Source organism: Clostridia bacterium (assembly GCA_024653205.1).
Classification (GTDB): Bacteria; Bacillota; DSM-521; order Neomoorellales; family SLTJ01; genus JANLFO01.
In genome coordinates, this window is record JANLFO010000004.1 from 16,430 (window position 1) to 32,800 (window position 16,371).

A 16,371-nucleotide genomic window follows, 5' to 3' on the forward strand; every position below is an offset into this window, starting at 1 on the left:
TAATGGGGACACGACGGACGGCTTCCCCGGCGGACACGGGGTGGCGTGTGCCCATTTCTTGCCGAGGTGGTGTTTCCTTGCCGTTGGCGGGGTTTCTAGAAATTATAAGTAAAAGTGAAGAATTCCGCCAGGTCCTGGCCGGGTTTTTCGGGCGGAAGCGGCGCCAGTTGGTCTACGGGCTCGGTGCCGGCGGCCTCAGCCTGTGGCTGGCCGCCCTGTACCGGAAGACCGGTTTTCCCTTCCTGGTGGTGGTTCCCAACATCGGCGAGGCCCAGCGCCTGGCACAAGACCTCCAGGCGCTGATCGGATCCGACGCCCAGCTTTTCCCCGCCCGGGAAACAATTCCCGGCGAGATAATCGCCCAGAGCCCGGAGCTGGAGTGCTCCCGCCTGGCGGTTCTGGAGCGGGTCCTCTCCGGCCGCACGCTGGTGGTAGCGCCGGTCGAGGCGGTCGGCCAGCGCCTGGTTCCACCCGAGATACTCCGCCCGGCCCGGGTGGTGCTGCGCCGGGAACAGGAGACGGATTGGGAAGAGCTGCTTGCCCGGCTGGAATACCTGGGTTACGAGCGGGTAGATCTGGTGGAGGTTCCCGGCCACTACAGCGTCCGGGGCGGCCTGATAGACGTCTTTCCCCGCTCGGCCGAATATCCGGTGCGGGTAGAGTTTTTCGGAGACCAGGTGGTGTCCTTACGGCCCTTCAATCCCGAAACCCAGCGTTCCACCGGCGAGTTGGAGGAGGTGGAGTTCGGCCCCGCCCGGGAAATGCTGCTTCCCGGGCCGGTGTGGGAAAGGGGACTGGCCGCCTGGGAGGCCGATTTCCAGGCCGCCCTCGAGCGCCTTGCCTCCCGGGACCGGACGGCGGCCCAAAACCTTACCCGTTACATGGCCGAGCGGCTGGAACGGGCCCGGCAGGGGTTGAAGAACCTGCGTCTGGATGACCTGTGGATGTATTTCTATCCCCACCCGTGCTTCCTCTGGCATTATTTTTCTTCTCCACCCCTGGTGGTACTGGTGGAGCCGGCCCGGCTTCTGGAAAGCCTCGACTTTATCCGGCGCGAGCGTCTGGGGCTCTTCCGGGAGTTCCTGGCCCAGGGTCGCGCCTTACCCGGGCAGGCCGAGCCCGAACCCGCTTTTGAGCAGCTGGCCGGGGACTGGCAGCGGGGGCCGGTGCTGGGGTTCTCCTCCCTGCCGCGCACGGTTTCGGGGCTGAGCTGGCAAATGGCCACCGGGGTAAGAAGCAAGCAGCCCCCCCGAGAATTGGCCGCCAAGCCCGGCCTGCTGACCGATATGTTGCGCCGATGGCAGGCCGAGGGCTACGCCCTGCTGATCATGCTTGGCGGGCCGCAGCGGGCGCGTCACCTGGCGGAGCTGTTGCGGGAGGAGGGTTTTGCCCCGGTGGTCGCAGACGGGCGGGACGCCGAGCCGGCGCTTTTGCCGGGGCAACTGGTGGTTGCCTGGGGAGGGCTGAGCCAGGGCGTGGAGCTTTCGGATCTCAGGCTGGTGGTGCTTACCGAGGCCGAGGTCTACGGCCAGCAGCGCCGCCCCCGGCCGCTGAAGGTTTTCCGGGAGGGCACGAAGCTTTCCGGCCTCACCGACCTGGCGGAAGGCGACTACGTGGTGCACATTCACCACGGGATCGGCCGCTACCAGGGGATCAAACGCCTGACCGTGGGCGGGGTGGACAAGGACTACCTGCTTATCCAGTACGCCGGCGAGGACCGGCTCTACGTGCCGGTGGACCAGATCTCCTTGGTACACAAGTATATCGGCAGTCCCGACGGGCAGCCCCCGAAGCTCAGCCGGCTTGCCAGCGGCGAGTGGGCCAAGGTAAAGAGCCGGGTCAAGAGTACGGTGCGGGACCTGGCCAAGGAGTTGCTGGAGCTCTACGCGGCGCGGGAGACGGTGGCCGGTCACGCCTTCGGTCCGGATACCGTATGGCAGCAGGAATTCGAAGAGGCCTTTCCCTACCGCGAGACCCCGGATCAGTTGCGGGCCATCGCCGAGGTCAAGGCCGACATGGAGCGCTCCAAACCCATGGATCGTTTGTTGTGCGGGGACGTGGGCTACGGCAAGACCGAGGTAGCCCTCCGGGCCGCCTTCAAGGCGGTCATGGAGAACAGACAGGTGGCGGTGCTGGTGCCTACTACGGTCTTGGCCCAGCAGCACTATCGTACCTTCGGCGAACGCTTTGCCCCTTATCCGGTACGGGTGGAAGTGCTGAGCCGTTTCCGCACCCCCAAGGAGCAGCGGGAGATCGTGCGCGGCCTGGCCTTGGGGCAGATCGACATCGTTATCGGCACCCACCGCCTGCTTTCGCGGGACGTAAAATTCAAGGACCTGGGCCTGTTGATCATCGACGAGGAGCAGCGCTTTGGCGTCACTCATAAGGAAAAGATTAAGCAGCTGCGGCATTCGGTAGACGTGCTCACCCTGAGCGCCACCCCCATTCCCCGGACCCTGCACATGTCGCTGGTGGGGGTGCGGGACATGAGCCTGATCGAAACCGCTCCCGAGGATCGTTACCCGGTGCAGACCTACGTGGTGGAGTACAGCGATGAGTTGGTCCGGGAGGCCATTCGCCGGGAACTGGGGCGGGGCGGGCAGGTCTATTTTGTGCACAACCGCATTGCGGACATCGAGCGGGTGGCGGCGCGCATCAAGGAGTTGGTACCCGAAGCCCGGGTGGCGGTGGGCCACGGCCGCCTGCCCGAAGAGGATCTGGAACAGGTGATGGTGGACTTCGTAGAGGGGGGTTACGACGTACTGGTCTGCACCACCATCGTGGAAAACGGCCTGGACATCCCCAACGTAAACACGCTGATTGTGGACGAGGCGGACAACTTCGGACTGGCGCAGCTCTACCAGCTGCGGGGCAGGGTCGGCCGCTCCAACCGGATCGCCTATGCCTATTTTACCTATCGCCGCGATCGGGTCATCAATCCCCTGGCGGAGAAGCGGCTGGCCGCCATCCGGGAGTTTACCGCCCTGGGCTCCGGTTTCAAGATCGCCTTGCGCGATCTGGAAATCCGGGGGGCCGGCAACCTGCTCGGTCCCGAGCAGCACGGCCACATTCAGGCGGTAGGCTTCCACCTCTACTGCCAGCTGCTGGAGGAAGCCGTTCGGGAGCAGAAGGCCGGCGCCAAGGCCGAAGCCGCGCCCGAGGCCCCCTCCCTCGAGCTGTCGGTGGACGCCTACCTGGCGGACGATTACATCCGGGCCGCGGGGCTGAAAATGGAGTTCTACCGGCGGCTGCTTTCGGCCGAAACGCCGGAGGAAGTGGCAGAGATGGAAGCCGAACTGCTGGACCGCTTCGGCGAACCTCCCGAACCGACCGCCCGCCTGCTTTCCCTGGCCTACTTGCGGGCCCTGGCCCGCCGGGTGGGGGTGACGGGCGTGCAGCAGCAGGGTAAGGAAGTGCTGGTTCGGTTTGAAGCCAATGTCCCCTATCAGGGCGAGGTGCTGCTGCGGCTGGCCCAGCGTTTCCCCCGCCGGCTGGCCTTTTCCGTTACCGGGGGACTGACCATGCGGGTAAGGGTTCAGGATCTGGACCAGCAGGGTCTGCTGGAACTCCTGCGCGGGGTATTCACTACCCTGCATACCCTGGCCGGAAGCCCCCAGGGAACCCGGCAAACCGCTTCCGTCGCCGGGACCGGGAAAATCATGGGCGAGTAAGTCGGCGCCAAGTGAGGCATATTTAAGGTGACATCCTTGGAGGTCCGGGGCAGAGAGGAAGCGGCAAGGCGTCGAGGTGGATAAGCAATAGAAATACGTCGCCGGGGAGAGAAAGGATAAGCCCGGACGACTTGACAAGCCCCAGTCGGTCCAGGGGTTGGATAATGGAAAAAAATGAATAACCGTGGGAAAGGGGCTATATACTAACCATGAAAAACGGAGAAAGGGAGGGCAGATTGGACGTGAAGGCCACGGGTATCGTCAGGAGGATAGACGATCTCGGCCGCGTGGTGATACCCAAGGAGATCCGCCGCACCCTGCGCATCCGCGAGGGAGACCCGCTGGAGATCTTCGTGGATCGCGAAGGGGAGGTCATTCTTAAGAAGTACTCACCCATCGGCGAGTTGGGTGATTTCGCCAAGGAGTACGCGGATTCCCTGCACGAGGCCGTGGGTCACATCGCCTGTATCGCCGACCGCGACAACATCATTGCCGTGGCCGGGGCCCCAAAGAAGGAGTTTCTCAACAAACCCGTCGGTCCCGCGGTGGAGAAGGTGATGGAAGAGCGTAAACCCGTGCTGATAAACACTCCGGGCGAACACCTGCTGTGTAGAGACTGCGCCGTACGCGCGGAAGAGGAAGAGGGCTGCCCCTTCAGCGCCGAGGTGATCGCCCCCATCGTGGCCGAAGGCGATCCCATAGGAGCGGTAATCCTCTGCTCTCGGGAGCCGGGGGTCAAGATGGGCGAACTGGAGCTGAAGCTGGCGGAAACCGCGGCCGGGTTCCTGGCCAAGCAGATGGAACAGTAGGCGGCCCGAAGCCCCCTAGATCGGCCGTATATGCTAGAATCGAGGAGGTGGACAAATAGGGGCCGGAGGGGATCTTGTTGGGCACAATATGGGTCGTAGGGCTGGGTCCGGGGGATGAGCGCCTGCTGCCGCCGGCCAATTTTTCCTTGCTGCAGAAGATTCGGCCGGTATTTCTGCGCACTGCCCGGCACCCGCTGGTTCCCTGGCTGGAAGCCCAGGGAATCGCCTTTGCCAGCTTCGACGTCTATTACGAAGAGCAGCCCACCTTTGAAGCGGTTTACCGGGCGATCGTGGACACCCTCCTCGAGGAAGCCCGGTGCCGGGGAGAGGTGGCTTACGCCGTGCCCGGTCATCCTTTGGTGGCCGAGGAAACGGTGCGCCTGATCCTGGAGCGTTCTCGGCAGGGAGAGGTAAGGGTAAATCTCCTCCCGGCCATGAGTTGTCTGGACGCCGTCTTTGCCGCCCTGGAAGTGGACCCGGCAGGCGGGCTGGCCGTACTGGAAGCCGGCAGGTTGGAGCAGGCCGATGTCCGGCCGGAGTTAGGTCTGGTGGTACTTCAGGTATACAATCGTCTGGTAGCGTCACAGGTAAAGCTGGCCCTGCTCCCGGTCTACGGCGACGAATGGCCGGTCTGTCTGGTGCGGGCAGCCGGAGTGCCCAAAGAGGAGAAAGTCTGCTCCCTCCTCCTACACGAAATAGACCGCCAGCCCTGGCTTGATCACCTCACCACTCTGTACGTGCCGCCCCAACATGCCGCTCACGGCCTGGGCCCTCCCGGTTCCTTTTCCACCCTGGAGGCGGTCATGGCCCGCCTGCGGGGACCGGAGGGATGCCCCTGGGATCGGGCCCAAACCCACGCCAGCCTGCGGCGCTATCTCTTAGAGGAATGCTACGAGGTCCTGGAAGCCCTGGACGAGCAGGACCCGCACCGCCTGCGGGAAGAACTGGGGGATCTGTTGCTGCAGATAGTGTTTCACGCCCGGATCGCCCAGGAGGCAGGACATTTTGACCTCCGCGAGGTGGTGGCCGGCCTGGTGGAGAAGCTGTACCGCCGTCACCCGCACGTTTTCGGGAAGGGAAGGGCCGACACCGCCGAAGAGGTCCAGGAAAACTGGCAGAAGATCAAGGAGGCCGAAAAGGGGGGCCGGCGGCGTTCGCTGTTGGACGGAGTTCCCCTGGAGCTGCCGGCTCTGGCCCGGGCCCAGAAGATCCAGGAGCGGGCGGCGGCGGTAGGGTTTGACTGGCCCGAGGTGTCGGGAGTATGGGCCAAGGTGCGCGAGGAAGAGCAGGAAGTGGCGGCGGCGGTCGCCACCGGGGAGAAACGGCAGGTGGAGGCCGAACTGGGCGATTTGCTCTTTGCGGTGGTGAACCTGGCCCGGTTCCTGGGCGTGGATGCGGAGAGCGCCCTGCGGACCAGCACCGCCCGGTTTGCCCGCCGCTTCGGCTACCTGGAGGAGCGGTGCCGGCAGGCCGGCCGGAAACCGGAAGAGCTTAGCCTAGACGAATTGGACGAGCTTTGGGAAGAGGCCAAGGCCCGCGGAGACAAAAATTTTTCCAGGGCGAGACCGCGACAGAAGGAGAATCCTCGCCGGTAGCGAAGCATATAGCTTAGTTCTTACCAGACTCCGCCAAAGGAGTGATGGGTTGATGAACAAGATGGATCTGGTTAACAGCGTGGCCGAGAAGACAGAAATGACCAAGAAAGACGCCGAAAAGGTCATCAATGCCGTCTTCGACAGCATCGGCGAAGCCCTGGCCAGCGGTGAGAAGGTGCAGTTGGTGGGGTTTGGCACCTTTGAGGTCAGAGAAAGGGCCGCCCGCACCGGACGCAACCCGCGTACCGGCCAAGAGATCTCCATACCCGCCACCCGGGTGCCCACTTTCAAGCCGGGCAAGACGCTGCGGGATACCGTAGGGGCCTAATTGCGTCTGGACAAGTTTCTCCAGATAGCACGCCTCCTCCGGCGGAGGGCCCTGGCCAAGGAGGCGTGCCTGGCGGGGAGGGTTCGGGTTAACGGCCGGACCGCCAAGCCGGGCACGGAGATAAAGGCCGGAGATGTGGTAGTCATCGACTGGGGCCACAGGGTCCTGGAGATAGAGGTAGTCAGGGCGGGCCCGGCTTCCAAGGCCGAGGCCTCTTCCCTGTATCGTGTCTTGCGCGACAGCAGGCAGGATTTGTCGTCATAGTTTTCTTATCTCGCCCGCCAAACTAGAAGGGGAGGTAGGAAAGCGTGAAACGGCGAGTCCTGCTTATTTTGTGCCTGGCGGCGGCAGCGGCCGCGGGACTGATCTGGTACTATGCCCGTCGCCCCGGTCTGCCGACCGAAGAACCGCTGATCACCCTTTACGTGAAGGAAAGGGACGCGGTAGAGAAGATCAGGCTGGAGGACTACCTGGTAGGGGTGGTGGCGGGCGAGATGGACCCGAACTGGCCGGTCAACGCCCTGGCCGCCCAGGCCATCCTGGCGCGCACCTTTACCCTGAAGAAGATGGCGGAGGGCGGGGTCGAGGCCCACGGCACGGATGCCTCCACGGACGAGAAGGAGTTCCAGGCCTACGCGCCGGAGAAGGCTTCCGAGGCGGTCCGCCGGGCGGTGAGTATGACCCGGGGTCTGGTATGTACTTATCGCGGTCGATACATTAACGGGTGGTTTCACGCCGACTCCGGCGGCCGTACCGCGGCCAGTGCCGCCGAAGGTCTGGATTACGATCAGGAACCCACACCCTACGTGCAGAGCGTGCCCGATCCCGGCTATTCCGCCTCTCCCCCGGAAAACCGGGCCTGGAAAACGTCGTTTCCCTGGGCAGAGGTTAGGGCGGCGGTCAGGGCCGCAACCGGGCGGGACCCCGGGGCCGAGCCTTCGGCCGAGGTGGTCGCGCGCGGGCCGTCGGGGCGGGCGACCCGCGTCCGGATAGGGAAGGTGGCCCTTAGCGGTCCTTCCCTGCGCCTGGCCCTGGGCAGCGAGAGAATGCGGTCCACCTTGCTGACCCGCCTGGCGGTGAGCGACGGCAGCCTGGTGGCGGAAGGCCGGGGTTTCGGCCACGGGGTGGGCATGAGCCAGTGGGGCGCGAAAGTCCTGGCCGAGCAGGGCAGGAGCCCGGAGGAAATCATCCGCTACTTCTTCCGGGACGTAAAGGTAGAGAGAGCCTGGAAGTAGCCGTGCGGGGGCGGGCTTGCTCCTGCGGTCCTGGCGGGTCTCACGGCCCGGTGACCGATCCGGATTGACCGCTCCCGCGGTGCAGGATGAGCAAAGCTATTTCCGGCGGGCAGAAGAGGCGGAAGGGAAGGGCAGTGGTGCCCAGGCCTCGGCTGGTGTAAACCTGAGTGTCGGTTCCGGGAACCCGGCGCAGGCCGCACGGGTACCGGCGGCTGAGCGGCGGGGTGTAGACCGGGCGTTCGCCCGGCAGGCGGATCTGCCCGCCGTGGCTGTGGCCCGAAAGCTGAAGGTCGATACCCGCCTGGGCCGCCCGGGGCGCAACGTCCGGGGCGTGAACCAGGAGTATGGTGAACTCGCCCTCGGGAACGCCGGCCAAGGCGGAAGAAAGGTCGGGATGCCCGGTGAGAGGATCATCTATGCCCGCCAGCCAGAAGCCGGTGCCGTTTCTTTCCAGTCTCAAACTCCGATTGGTCAGCACTCTCACCCCCGAGGTTTCCAGCGAGCGGGAGATTACGTCCGGGCCGAAACGATGGTCGTGGTTACCCAGCACCGCATACACTCCCAGGGGAGCCGAGAGTCCGGCGAAAGGCCGGGTTGCGGGCAGGCGGGGATCGGCAGTACGGTCCAGCAGATCGCCGGTGAACACTATCAGTTCGGGCCGCAGAGACCCGACCATCTCAAGCAGGCGCGAAACCGCCTCCTGCCGGCGGAAATGCCCGAAACCGTAATGGAGGTCGCTCAGGTGTACTATCGTCAATCCCTCCAGGCCAGGCGGAAGCCCGGGAAGGTGCAGATCCACTCTTTCTACCACCAGGGCCGAGGAGGTCCGAGCCAGGCTGTAAATGACGACCGCCGCCGCCACCGCCGTTCCCCAGAGTGCTGAAAGGACCCTTCTCTTCACGATTTTCACCGGCATGGCCTTCTCCTTTGCCTCATTATAACACAGGCCTATCCCGGCGCCGGTATTTACCGGAGGGCGGCGACATATAATGTTGTCGGGCGATCGGGGGGTGGATGGGGTGGAGGGCAGGCACGAGCTTACCCTTAGCGCCCGGCGGGAGCTGACCGTTACCGGCGTTACCCATGTGGATCACTACCACGGCCGCGAGGTGGTGGTGGCTACCGGCATGGGCTTCCTGGTGGTAACCGGGGAAGAACTGAGCATCGACCACCTCAGCCTGGAGGAAGGTCTCCTGAAACTGAAGGGACTGATCACCGGTCTGGCCTATACCGAACAGGAAAAGAGCACGGCCCGCTCCCAAAGCGTCTGGCGCAAGCTCTGGCGCTAGCGCCATGGGTGACGGACTTCTGCTGTTGGCGGTAACCTGCGCCTGGGGTCTGATCGCAGGCGGGCTGTTCGAAGTAGGGCGGCGGCTGACCCGGCGCTGGCGCCGAGGCGCCCGGGCGGCGGCCGATTTTTTCTTTTGGGTGTTGCTGACCGCAGGTACCCTGACGATTCTGTTCCTGCTGGGGGCCAGCCAGGTGCGCTTTTCCCTCCTCCTGGGTCTTGCTTTGGGCTGGTGGCTCTACCGCCGGTGCGTGGCCGCCCGGTTCCCGGCAGGGAGAAAAAGTGCGGGATGAGCCGGCGGTCGGAAGGAGAACCGGACCGAAGGTCGAAGGATATATTCTGTCCGTATTTTGTACTCAATTTGTAATCACTTTGCTGGGGGTGGCCTTCTGCGCCTGGAAATACGCGGACTGGAAAGGCTGAGCTTCCGCGAGCGGCAGGTGGTGGCGCTGAAGGAGATGGGTTTGAGTAACGAGGAGATCTCCCGGCGCCTGGGCATAGGCGCGGCCTCGGTGGCCACCCTGTACCGCCGGGCCAGAACCAAGGGCTACGAGGTGGTTCTGGTATTGCCCGGAGAACGCCTGGGGCTGTTCGAGGAGGAAACGGAGGAGCCGACATGAGGCGCGGACAGATGGCGGTGAAAGCTCGACCGTCAGAAGGCGCGGGCCACGTTTTTCCGGTGGTCTCCTCCGCTGCCACCGCCGGGGAGAGGCGGAAGCGGCGCCGGTGGTTGCGGGGACGTACCCTGCTGGTCATGCTGATCATAGGCTATTGTGCGGTTCTGAGCCTGCGCGCGGAGTGGCAAATACATACTCTAAATAGGGAACTGGCCCGGGAGGAGGCCACCCGGAAGGAGTTGTTGCAGTTGCGGGAAAGCCTGGAAACGGAGAAGCGGCGCCTGAACGATCCCGCCTATTTGGAGCAGGTAGCCCGGGAGGAATTGGGTCTGGTCCGGCCGGGAGAAGTGCTGGTGGTTCCCGGAGACCGGTTGAACCCCTGAAACGGGAAGCCCGTGAGAAGGTGGGTGGCGGTGGAGGCGCGGGGGGATCTGGGGCGCATTCGGGTTCGCGGGGTCGGGGAAGTCTCGGTTGAGCCCGACCTGCTGCAGGCGGAGATCGGCGTGGTAGCCGAGGACAAGAAGCTGGAAGGGGCCCAAGAGAAACAGCGGCAACAGTTGGCCAGGGTGCTTTCGGCGCTTAGGGCTCACGGGGTGGAGAGGTCGGATCACCGCACCGTGAGCTTCCAGGTGGCCCCGGTTTACGAGCCGCGTGTGGCCCCGGAAAGCAGGGTCGCCAGGCCGATCGGGCACCGGGTAGAGCAGGTCCTCGGCCTGTGTCTAAGGGACCTCAAGCGGGCGGGTCGCATTCTGGATGCCGTGGTAGAGGCGGGAGCCAACCGGGTGTACTCGGTACGCTTCGGATTGTCCGAGGAGGGGCGGTGGCGCCGGAAGGCTCTCAGACTGGCCGTGAAGGAAGCCTGGGAAAAGGCCCGGGCTGCGGCTTCGGCCCTGGGCAGGGAACCGATAGCCCTGGAGAGCCTGGAAGAAGAGGTGGCGGAGTTCCCCCGGCCCATCCAGACTCTGACGGTAGGAACGGAAACGCCGGAGACGGTGCTGGAACCGGGGATGCTTACCATAAGGGCGGAGGTGAGGGCGGTTTTCCTCGTCCCGGGCCGCCTGAGCAACTCCTGAAGACCGTAGCCGCCAAAGTACCAGCGGGCCAGCACTGCGGTGCAAACGTGGTGCGCCTGCGGACGGGCAGTCCTGGTTCCCCCTTGTACCGGTCGCTTAGCCGACCGAACTAGGGTTCGATCTTCGCGCTCCGGCGGGCTCCCGGCGGAGGCGCCGTCCGTGGCGCCCCGCCGCTTCGGCCGTCCTTGGCCTCCGGCCCGCCTCCACGCTCGCTCTCACCCAGTTCGGTGCCCGGCACGCTTTAGGTACACGGTGGAACCAGGACTGCCGCTCCGGAGGACATGAGAGGCGGCTACCCGTTGCGCCGTATTGACAGCCGGGGACCGGCCCCGTATAATCAAGCTGCTAGCTCGATTTTGGTTAGGGGGAATCTTCGGCAACATGGCCCTGGCAGTCGGCTCGGTGGTTGAGGGAGTGGTAACCGGAATTACCAAGTTTGGCGCCTTCGTACAACTCCCCACGGGAGAAACCGGACTGGTCCACATTTCCGAGGTAGCCAACACCTACGTCAAGGACGTAAAGGACTACCTGAAAGAGCAGGATCGCGTAAAGGTGAAGATCATCCACATTGACGAGCGCGGCCGTATAGGCCTTTCCATCAAGCAGGCCGACCCGGCCTACGAGGCCCGACCGCGGCGCCAACGTCCCAGTTACAATGCTTCCTTTGAGGAGAAGCTGGCGCGGTTCCTCAAGGAAAGCGAAGATCGGTTGCAGGACCTGAAGAGAAGCGTGGACGCCAAACGCGGCGGTCGCGGCGCGCGATAGCCGATCGGCCCTCCTGGATAAGGAGGGCTTCAGTTTTTCCGGAGCAAGGTGTAATGGAGCGGGAATGCTGGTGGGTAGCGAGATCCGGGCCTCGGTGGATATAGGCACCAATTCCGTTCGCCTGCTCGTGGCCCGGGTGGAAAAGGATGCCCTGACCCCTCTTTGCCGGCAACTGGCCAGCACCCGGCTGGGCGAGGGAATACAGGTCTCGGGCAGGCTGGAGTCCGATGCCTGGCGTCGCACCCTGGAGGCCCTTGGGGGTTTCGCCCGCATCATCTCCGCCTACCTTCCGGACGAGGTAACCGCGGTGGCCACCAGTGCGGTCCGCGAGGCGGCCAACGGTAGCGAGTTTGCGGCCGCGGCCGGACGGGTCCTGGGGGCGCCGGTAAAGGTGCTGACCGGGGAGGAGGAAGCCCGGCTGAGCTACCTGGGCGCGGTGCGCGGCCTGGGCTGGGAGCGGGCGGTGGTGGTGGACATCGGCGGTGGCAGTACCGAGCTGACCTATCCGGCCGGGGATACGCTGGTATCGCGTTCCCGTCCCGTGGGGGCGGTACGCTGTACGCAGGCGCGGTCCTCGCGGGCAGACATTACCCGGGAGCTCGAACTCCTGACCGCCGGAGTCCCCCAGGGGCTTCCCCTGATAGCGGTAGGGGGCACGGCGACCACCCTGGCGGCGGTAGAAATGTCCCTCACGCCTTACGACCCGGATAGGGTGCACGGCCACCGCCTCAGCGTCCGGCAGATAGACCGGCTCTACGCGCGGCTGGCCGCCCTGGATCTCGCCCAACGCCGGCGGGTGCCGGGGCTGCAACCGGAGCGCGCAGACATCATTCTGGCGGGAATCGCCATCTTGCAGGAGGTACTGGCCCTGCTGTCCCGAGAGGAAGTAATAGTGAGCGAGGCCGACCTGCTCTACGCACTACTCTTGGAGCCGGAAGCGGCCGCCTCGGCATCGGATCGGAGTTGACGCTGCAACTCCGGGGTGAGTTCCCCGTTGGCTTCCAGGCCCCGCAGCAGCTGCCAGTAGGACACCGCCCGTGCGGTTTGGGCGCCGTAGCGACCGTCCGCGTATGCCCAGTAGAGCCCCAGGGCCTTTAGCGCCGTCTGTACCTGCACCACGTCCGGCCCCACCGAGCCGTTCTTGAGGCGGCGGGGAGAGAAACGCGGCGGCAGCTTGGGCTCGCCCACTATTCTTACCGGTGTGCCCAGGGCGACCCAGGAATACAATTGTTCTACGTCCCGGTTATGCATACGTACGCATCCGTGGGATTCGGCGCGGCCGATCGACTGCGGACGGTTGGTTCCGTGGATGCCGTAGATTCCCCAGGGTACGTTCAGGCCCAGCCAGCGGCTTCCGAAGCCTCCTCCCCAGCTCAGGCTCTTATGCACGATGCGCCACTCTCCTACCGGAGTGGGGGTGCTCGGTTTGCCTACGCAAACCGGATAGGTCTTGAAGGGCCTGCCGTCGGCCAGTACGGTCAGGGTGTGGCGGCTGATGTCGATAAGCAGACTGATCTCGCCCTGCGGGCCTTTGGCGGCCGGTTTTTCCGCGCCGCTTTTTGGTTCCCCGGTGGCCTGGCCGGCAGGGGAAAGCGCCGAAGGGGGGGTCAGGAACTGCTGGACTTCCGGGCAGCCGCCGAAGGTGAAAAGCCCGGTGGCCGCAGCCGCAGGGGCCGCAAGGAAGTTGAAACCTGCAATCATAAGGATAAGGCCGGAAATGGCCAGGCTGCGAACCCGACTGAAGTGCAAGCGGTTACCACCCCGGTACCTAAGATAACCCTACGCCGAGCAGATTATGCCGGGCCCGGGTGAGCCGCCCGCCTCCGGGTAATACTAGGAGCGAAAGGAGAGGCAGCCACGAGATGAGTGTCCGGATGATGTTCCTGGTTCTGGCCGGCCTGGCCGGTGCGGCCATGGCCCTGCAGGGCTCGATCAACAGCGTGTTGGGCAAGGTGATCGGGCCGAAGCAGGCCACGCTGGTGGTGCATGCGGTGGGCGCGGTCAGCGCCGGCCTGCTGCTGTTGCTTCCGGTGGGAGGGGGCAACCTCGGCCGCCTGCCGCAGGCTCCCTGGTATACCTACCTGGGCGGGCTTTTAGGGGTGCTGATAGTGTACGCCGTGGTGGCCAGTATACCAAGGCTGGGAGTGGCCACGGCCACCACGGCCATAATCGTCGGCCAGGTCGGGCTGGCGGCAATCATAGACCACTGCGGGTTTTTCGGGTTACAGAAGGTGCCCTTCACCTGGGTTAAGCTCGGCGGCCTGGCCCTGCTGGCCGCCGGGGCGCGTCTGCTGCTCGGTTGATGCGGGTGGCAAATGCGCTTGACAAAGCGGCCGAGGTCGCACATAATCTTGTATGGAAACGTGGCGGTGTAGCTCAGTTGGTTAGAGCGCACGGTTCATACCCGTGGTGTCGCAGGTTCGAATCCTGCCACCGCTACCAAACGAAGACGGGCCCGGCGAGCGGCCGGGCTTACTTATTTCTTGTTTCTTGTCGCACTCTGTTGTTCGGCCTTCGGCTCCCCTCGACAGCCACCGTCCTCGGGACCGGCTTATAATGTCTTTCGGGGAGAAACGGTCCTACGTTGGAGGAGGAGAAACGGTGGCGGAGGGCATAGAGGTCTATCCCTATCGGCGTTTGACGGGCAGATCGCGTTCCCGAAGGCGCCGGGTGGGGCCGGTGGCGGTAATGCCCGGCCTGACCGCGCTCTTCTGGTGCGGTGCCGCCTTTCTGCTCGGCCGGGCCACGGTGTTCGGCGAGCTTCATCCTTTCGGTTCCGCCTTTTACGCTGCCCTGATGGCCGCCCGGCCCGGCCATTGGGGCCTGGGTGTGGCGGTGGCACTCGGACTGGCCACTGCCGTCCGGGGTCCGGATTGGTGGTGCGGCGTGGTGGGACTGGCGGCGATAGGACTGGCCTTGGGCCGCCTCGGGCGGCGGGAGAAGGGGGTCTCCGCCGGCGCCACTGTGGGCGTGGCCGCGGCCGGGATCCTGGTGCCCAGGGGTATATACCTGGCCGCAGCGGGAGCGGAACTGGAGCAGGTCCTGGCCCTGGGTACCGAAGCGGTGCTGGCCGGCCTCCTCAGCCTGGCCTTCGGGGTGGTGCTGGCCAGCGGCGCCCGCCGCGAGGTCGGTGCGCCTATAGGCGAAGAGGTGGCCTGCTGGCTGCTTTTCCTGCTGGGACTTCTGGTGGGCTTGGACGAGCTGAAGTTGTTGGGCGTGCCGGTGACCAAGGTGGGCGCCGGGGTACTGGTGCTCCTGGCGGCACTGAGCGGGGGTGCGGGTGGAGGCACGGTTGCCGGGGTTGCGGTAGGAGTGGTACCCTTTCTGACCCTCCTGGAACCGCCGACCTGGATCTCTCTGTACGCGGTGAGCGGTCTGCTGGGAGGAGTGCTGGCCTCCTTTCGGCGGGCAGGAGTAGTCCTGGGCTTCCTCTCCGGAGTGCTGATCATGTCGGTATACTTCTTCGAGCGGCCGGCCATCGTGGAAAGCCTGGAAGCGGCTCTGGCGGCGGCGGCGATCTTTTGTCTGTTGCCGGAATCTTTGATCGAGAAAGTCGATTGGTTGCCTTTGGCGGGAGAGCGGGCGGAGGACTACTGGCGGCGGCGGCTGCGGCGGGGGCAGGAATTGGTACGGGAGCAGTTGGGTCAGCTCAAGGTGATGTTCCGGGACCTGGGCGAAAGCTTCCGCCAGGCTCAGCGCCGGGGCGGCAAGGAGGCGGTCGAGCCGATTCCCCAGTGGTCGGAAATGGTCGCCAAGGTCTGCGCCAGCTGTCCGGCGCAGGAACTGTGTATGGAGCGGGAGGGGGCGGCTACCCACCAGGCCCTTCAGGAGGTTCTGCCCGTACTGCGGGACAAGCAGCGGGTAGAGGTGGAGGACCTTTCGCCGGTGCTGCGCGGGAAGTGCATCCGGCCGAGAGAACTGGTGGCGGGCTTGAACCGGACCTGGGAAACGTACTGCCGCTACCTGGGGTGGCAGAGGCAAATGGAGCAGACCCGGGACCTGGTCTCCGAACAACTCTTTCAGGTGGCGGGTCTGATCGGCGAACTGGAAAGGCGCGTCACCCTGCCCGGCGAAGGCGACCGCCAGACGGCCGTGGCCGTTAACCAAATCCTGCGCCGGGAAGGTATTGCCGTCCAGGAGGTAGAGGTGTTGTTGGGGCGTGACGGACGCCCGGAGTTGCGCCTGGTCCTACCCCGCTGCGAAACGCGGGGGCTGTGCCGGCAGCGGTTACGGGAACTCCTAAGCCGGGTGCTGGAGCAGAGGCTGGCGGTAGACGATGCCCAGTGCCCTTGGAAGGTGGGGGGCAAGACCTGTTACCTCCGCCTTCTGCCGGCGGGAGCCCTCAGACTGGGTACCGGCCTGGCGCAGGCCGCGCGCGACGGCTGCGCCTTCTGCGGCGATACCTGGGCGGCCATGGCGCTTCCCGGCGGCTACTACTTCCTGGGACTGAGTGACGGCATGGGTTCGGGCCGTCAGGCGGCCCTGGAGAGCGGCAAGGCCATGTCCCTGGTAACCCGGCTGCTGGGCCTGGGCTTTTCCCCGGAAATTGCGGTGCGAACGGTGAACAGCCTGCTTCTGCAACCGGGTGAGGCAGACAAGTACGCCACCATGGATCTGGCCTTCATCAATCTCTACACCGGTGAGGGGCGACTGGTGAAGGTGGGTGCGGCACCCAGCTTCCTCAAGCGCGGGGAACAGGTGTGGGTCCTGGAAGGGGGCACGCCGCCGGCGGGGATCCTGCCCGAGGTGAACTTTTCCGTGCTCACGCGCTGGCTGGAGCCCGGAGATCTGTTGCTGCTGGTCACCGACGGGGTGCTGGTAAAGGGTGAGGAATGGCTGCGCCAGGCCCTGGCCGAGCTGAGGATGACCGAGCCCCAGGCGGTGGCCGACCTCCTGCTGCACCAGGCCGTGGCCCTGGCCGGCAACCGGCTCCGGGACGATATGAGCATACTTGCCGCCCGACTGGAAAGGGTGGCCTAGGCGGGAGGAG

17 protein-coding genes, 1 tRNA gene and 1 pseudogene are annotated in these 16,371 nt (G+C 65.0%); 16 read left to right on the top strand and 3 right to left on the bottom strand.

All coding sequences use genetic code 11. The annotated features are described in order from the left end of the window. Positions 1-366: 366 nt before the first annotated feature. Positions 367-558 (bottom strand): annotated as a pseudogene (locus NUV99_02850) (response regulator). On the opposite strand from NUV99_02850, the gene mfd reads away from it, so the two are divergent. From mfd to NUV99_02880, 6 genes are all read left to right on the top strand, one after another. Beyond that, a complete protein-coding gene (gene mfd, locus NUV99_02855; GenBank protein ID MCR4419071.1) occupies positions 498-3,671 on the top strand; it encodes a transcription-repair coupling factor in 3,174 nt (1,057 codons plus the stop codon). The pseudogene NUV99_02850 and the gene mfd sit on opposite strands and share 61 nt — an antisense overlap. A gap of 236 nt (positions 3,672-3,907) precedes the next feature. After that, on the top strand, positions 3,908-4,480 hold the full coding sequence (gene spoVT, locus NUV99_02860; protein ID MCR4419072.1) for a stage V sporulation protein T: 573 nt from the start codon (positions 3,908-3,910) through the stop codon (positions 4,478-4,480). A 77-nt stretch (positions 4,481-4,557) separates the two neighbouring features. Beyond that, on the top strand, positions 4,558-6,075 hold the full coding sequence (mazG, locus tag NUV99_02865) for a nucleoside triphosphate pyrophosphohydrolase (GenBank protein MCR4419073.1): 1,518 nt from the start codon (positions 4,558-4,560) through the stop codon (positions 6,073-6,075). A gap of 52 nt (positions 6,076-6,127) precedes the next feature. Next, positions 6,128-6,403, top strand: coding sequence for an HU family DNA-binding protein (locus tag NUV99_02870; protein ID MCR4419074.1), 276 nt, complete (start codon positions 6,128-6,130; stop codon positions 6,401-6,403). Beyond that, positions 6,404-6,667: a S4 domain-containing protein gene (locus NUV99_02875; protein ID MCR4419075.1), complete on the top strand. Its 264-nt coding sequence runs from the start codon at positions 6,404-6,406 to the stop codon at positions 6,665-6,667. It abuts the gene before it with no gap. 44 nt (positions 6,668-6,711) lie between these two features. Next, positions 6,712-7,638, top strand: a complete 927-nt coding sequence (locus NUV99_02880) for a SpoIID/LytB domain-containing protein (GenBank protein MCR4419076.1) — start codon at positions 6,712-6,714, stop codon at positions 7,636-7,638. 40 nt (positions 7,639-7,678) lie between these two features. On the opposite strand, the gene NUV99_02885 is transcribed toward NUV99_02880, so the two are convergent. Further along, positions 7,679-8,548 (bottom strand): metallophosphoesterase, encoded by an 870-nt coding sequence (locus tag NUV99_02885; GenBank protein MCR4419077.1) that lies wholly within the window; start codon positions 8,546-8,548, stop codon positions 7,679-7,681. A gap of 79 nt (positions 8,549-8,627) precedes the next feature. Here NUV99_02885 and yabP point away from each other — a divergent pair, with 79 nt between their 5' ends. The 7 genes from yabP to NUV99_02920 all read left to right on the top strand — a co-directional run bounded on the left by yabP (position 8,628) and on the right by NUV99_02920 (position 12,348). Further along, entirely contained in the window at positions 8,628-8,927 is a 300-nt protein-coding gene (gene yabP, locus NUV99_02890) for a sporulation protein YabP (GenBank protein ID MCR4419078.1), read from the top strand. A 4-nt stretch (positions 8,928-8,931) separates the two neighbouring features. After that, positions 8,932-9,219: a hypothetical protein gene (locus tag NUV99_02895; GenBank protein MCR4419079.1), complete on the top strand. Its 288-nt coding sequence runs from the start codon at positions 8,932-8,934 to the stop codon at positions 9,217-9,219. A 96-nt stretch (positions 9,220-9,315) separates the two neighbouring features. After that, entirely contained in the window at positions 9,316-9,546 is a 231-nt protein-coding gene (locus tag NUV99_02900) for a LuxR C-terminal-related transcriptional regulator (protein MCR4419080.1), read from the top strand. Continuing rightward, on the top strand, positions 9,543-9,926 hold the full coding sequence (locus NUV99_02905; GenBank protein MCR4419081.1) for a septum formation initiator family protein: 384 nt from the start codon (positions 9,543-9,545) through the stop codon (positions 9,924-9,926). Before NUV99_02900 ends, NUV99_02905 begins: the two co-directional genes overlap by 4 nt. A gap of 12 nt (positions 9,927-9,938) precedes the next feature. Then, the gene (locus NUV99_02910; protein ID MCR4419082.1) at positions 9,939-10,616 is read left to right on the top strand and encodes an SIMPL domain-containing protein; all 678 of its coding nucleotides are present in this window, start codon (positions 9,939-9,941) and stop codon (positions 10,614-10,616) included. Between the two features lie 381 nt (positions 10,617-10,997). Further along, positions 10,998-11,381 (top strand): S1 RNA-binding domain-containing protein, encoded by a 384-nt coding sequence (locus NUV99_02915; GenBank protein ID MCR4419083.1) that lies wholly within the window; start codon positions 10,998-11,000, stop codon positions 11,379-11,381. 64 nt (positions 11,382-11,445) lie between these two features. Beyond that, positions 11,446-12,348, top strand: coding sequence for a Ppx/GppA family phosphatase (locus tag NUV99_02920; GenBank protein ID MCR4419084.1), 903 nt, complete (start codon positions 11,446-11,448; stop codon positions 12,346-12,348). Here the strand turns inward: NUV99_02920 and NUV99_02925 are convergent. Next, positions 12,294-13,130, bottom strand: a complete 837-nt coding sequence (locus NUV99_02925) for a L,D-transpeptidase family protein (protein MCR4419085.1) — start codon at positions 13,128-13,130, stop codon at positions 12,294-12,296. The two genes, NUV99_02920 and NUV99_02925, sit on opposite strands and share 55 nt — an antisense overlap. Positions 13,131-13,243: 113 nt before the next feature. Here NUV99_02925 and NUV99_02930 point away from each other — a divergent pair, with 113 nt between their 5' ends. From NUV99_02930 to NUV99_02940, 3 genes are all read left to right on the top strand, one after another. Next, a complete protein-coding gene (locus NUV99_02930; GenBank protein ID MCR4419086.1) occupies positions 13,244-13,684 on the top strand; it encodes a DMT family transporter in 441 nt (146 codons plus the stop codon). Positions 13,685-13,746: 62 nt separating this feature from the next. After that, positions 13,747-13,823, top strand: a tRNA-Met gene (locus NUV99_02935). A gap of 159 nt (positions 13,824-13,982) precedes the next feature. Beyond that, positions 13,983-16,361: a SpoIIE family protein phosphatase gene (locus NUV99_02940; protein ID MCR4419087.1), complete on the top strand. Its 2,379-nt coding sequence runs from the start codon at positions 13,983-13,985 to the stop codon at positions 16,359-16,361. Positions 16,362-16,371 lie beyond the last annotated feature (10 nt).

Bases quoted from the DNA above. Each gene is read 5' to 3' on its own strand.
- NUV99_02870 (MCR4419074.1), top strand. From the start codon at position 6,128: ATGAACAAGATGGATCTGGTTAACAGCGTGGCCGAGAAGACAGAAATG.
- yabP (MCR4419078.1), top strand. From the start codon at position 8,628: ATGTTGTCGGGCGATCGGGGGGTGGATGGGGTGGAGGGCAGGCACGAG.
- NUV99_02895 (MCR4419079.1), top strand. From the start codon at position 8,932: ATGGGTGACGGACTTCTGCTGTTGGCGGTAACCTGCGCCTGGGGTCTG.
- NUV99_02905 (MCR4419081.1), top strand. From the start codon at position 9,543: ATGAGGCGCGGACAGATGGCGGTGAAAGCTCGACCGTCAGAAGGCGCG.
- NUV99_02915 (MCR4419083.1), top strand. From the start codon at position 10,998: ATGGCCCTGGCAGTCGGCTCGGTGGTTGAGGGAGTGGTAACCGGAATT.
- NUV99_02920 (MCR4419084.1), top strand. From the start codon at position 11,446: ATGCTGGTGGGTAGCGAGATCCGGGCCTCGGTGGATATAGGCACCAAT.
- NUV99_02930 (MCR4419086.1), top strand. From the start codon at position 13,244: ATGAGTGTCCGGATGATGTTCCTGGTTCTGGCCGGCCTGGCCGGTGCG.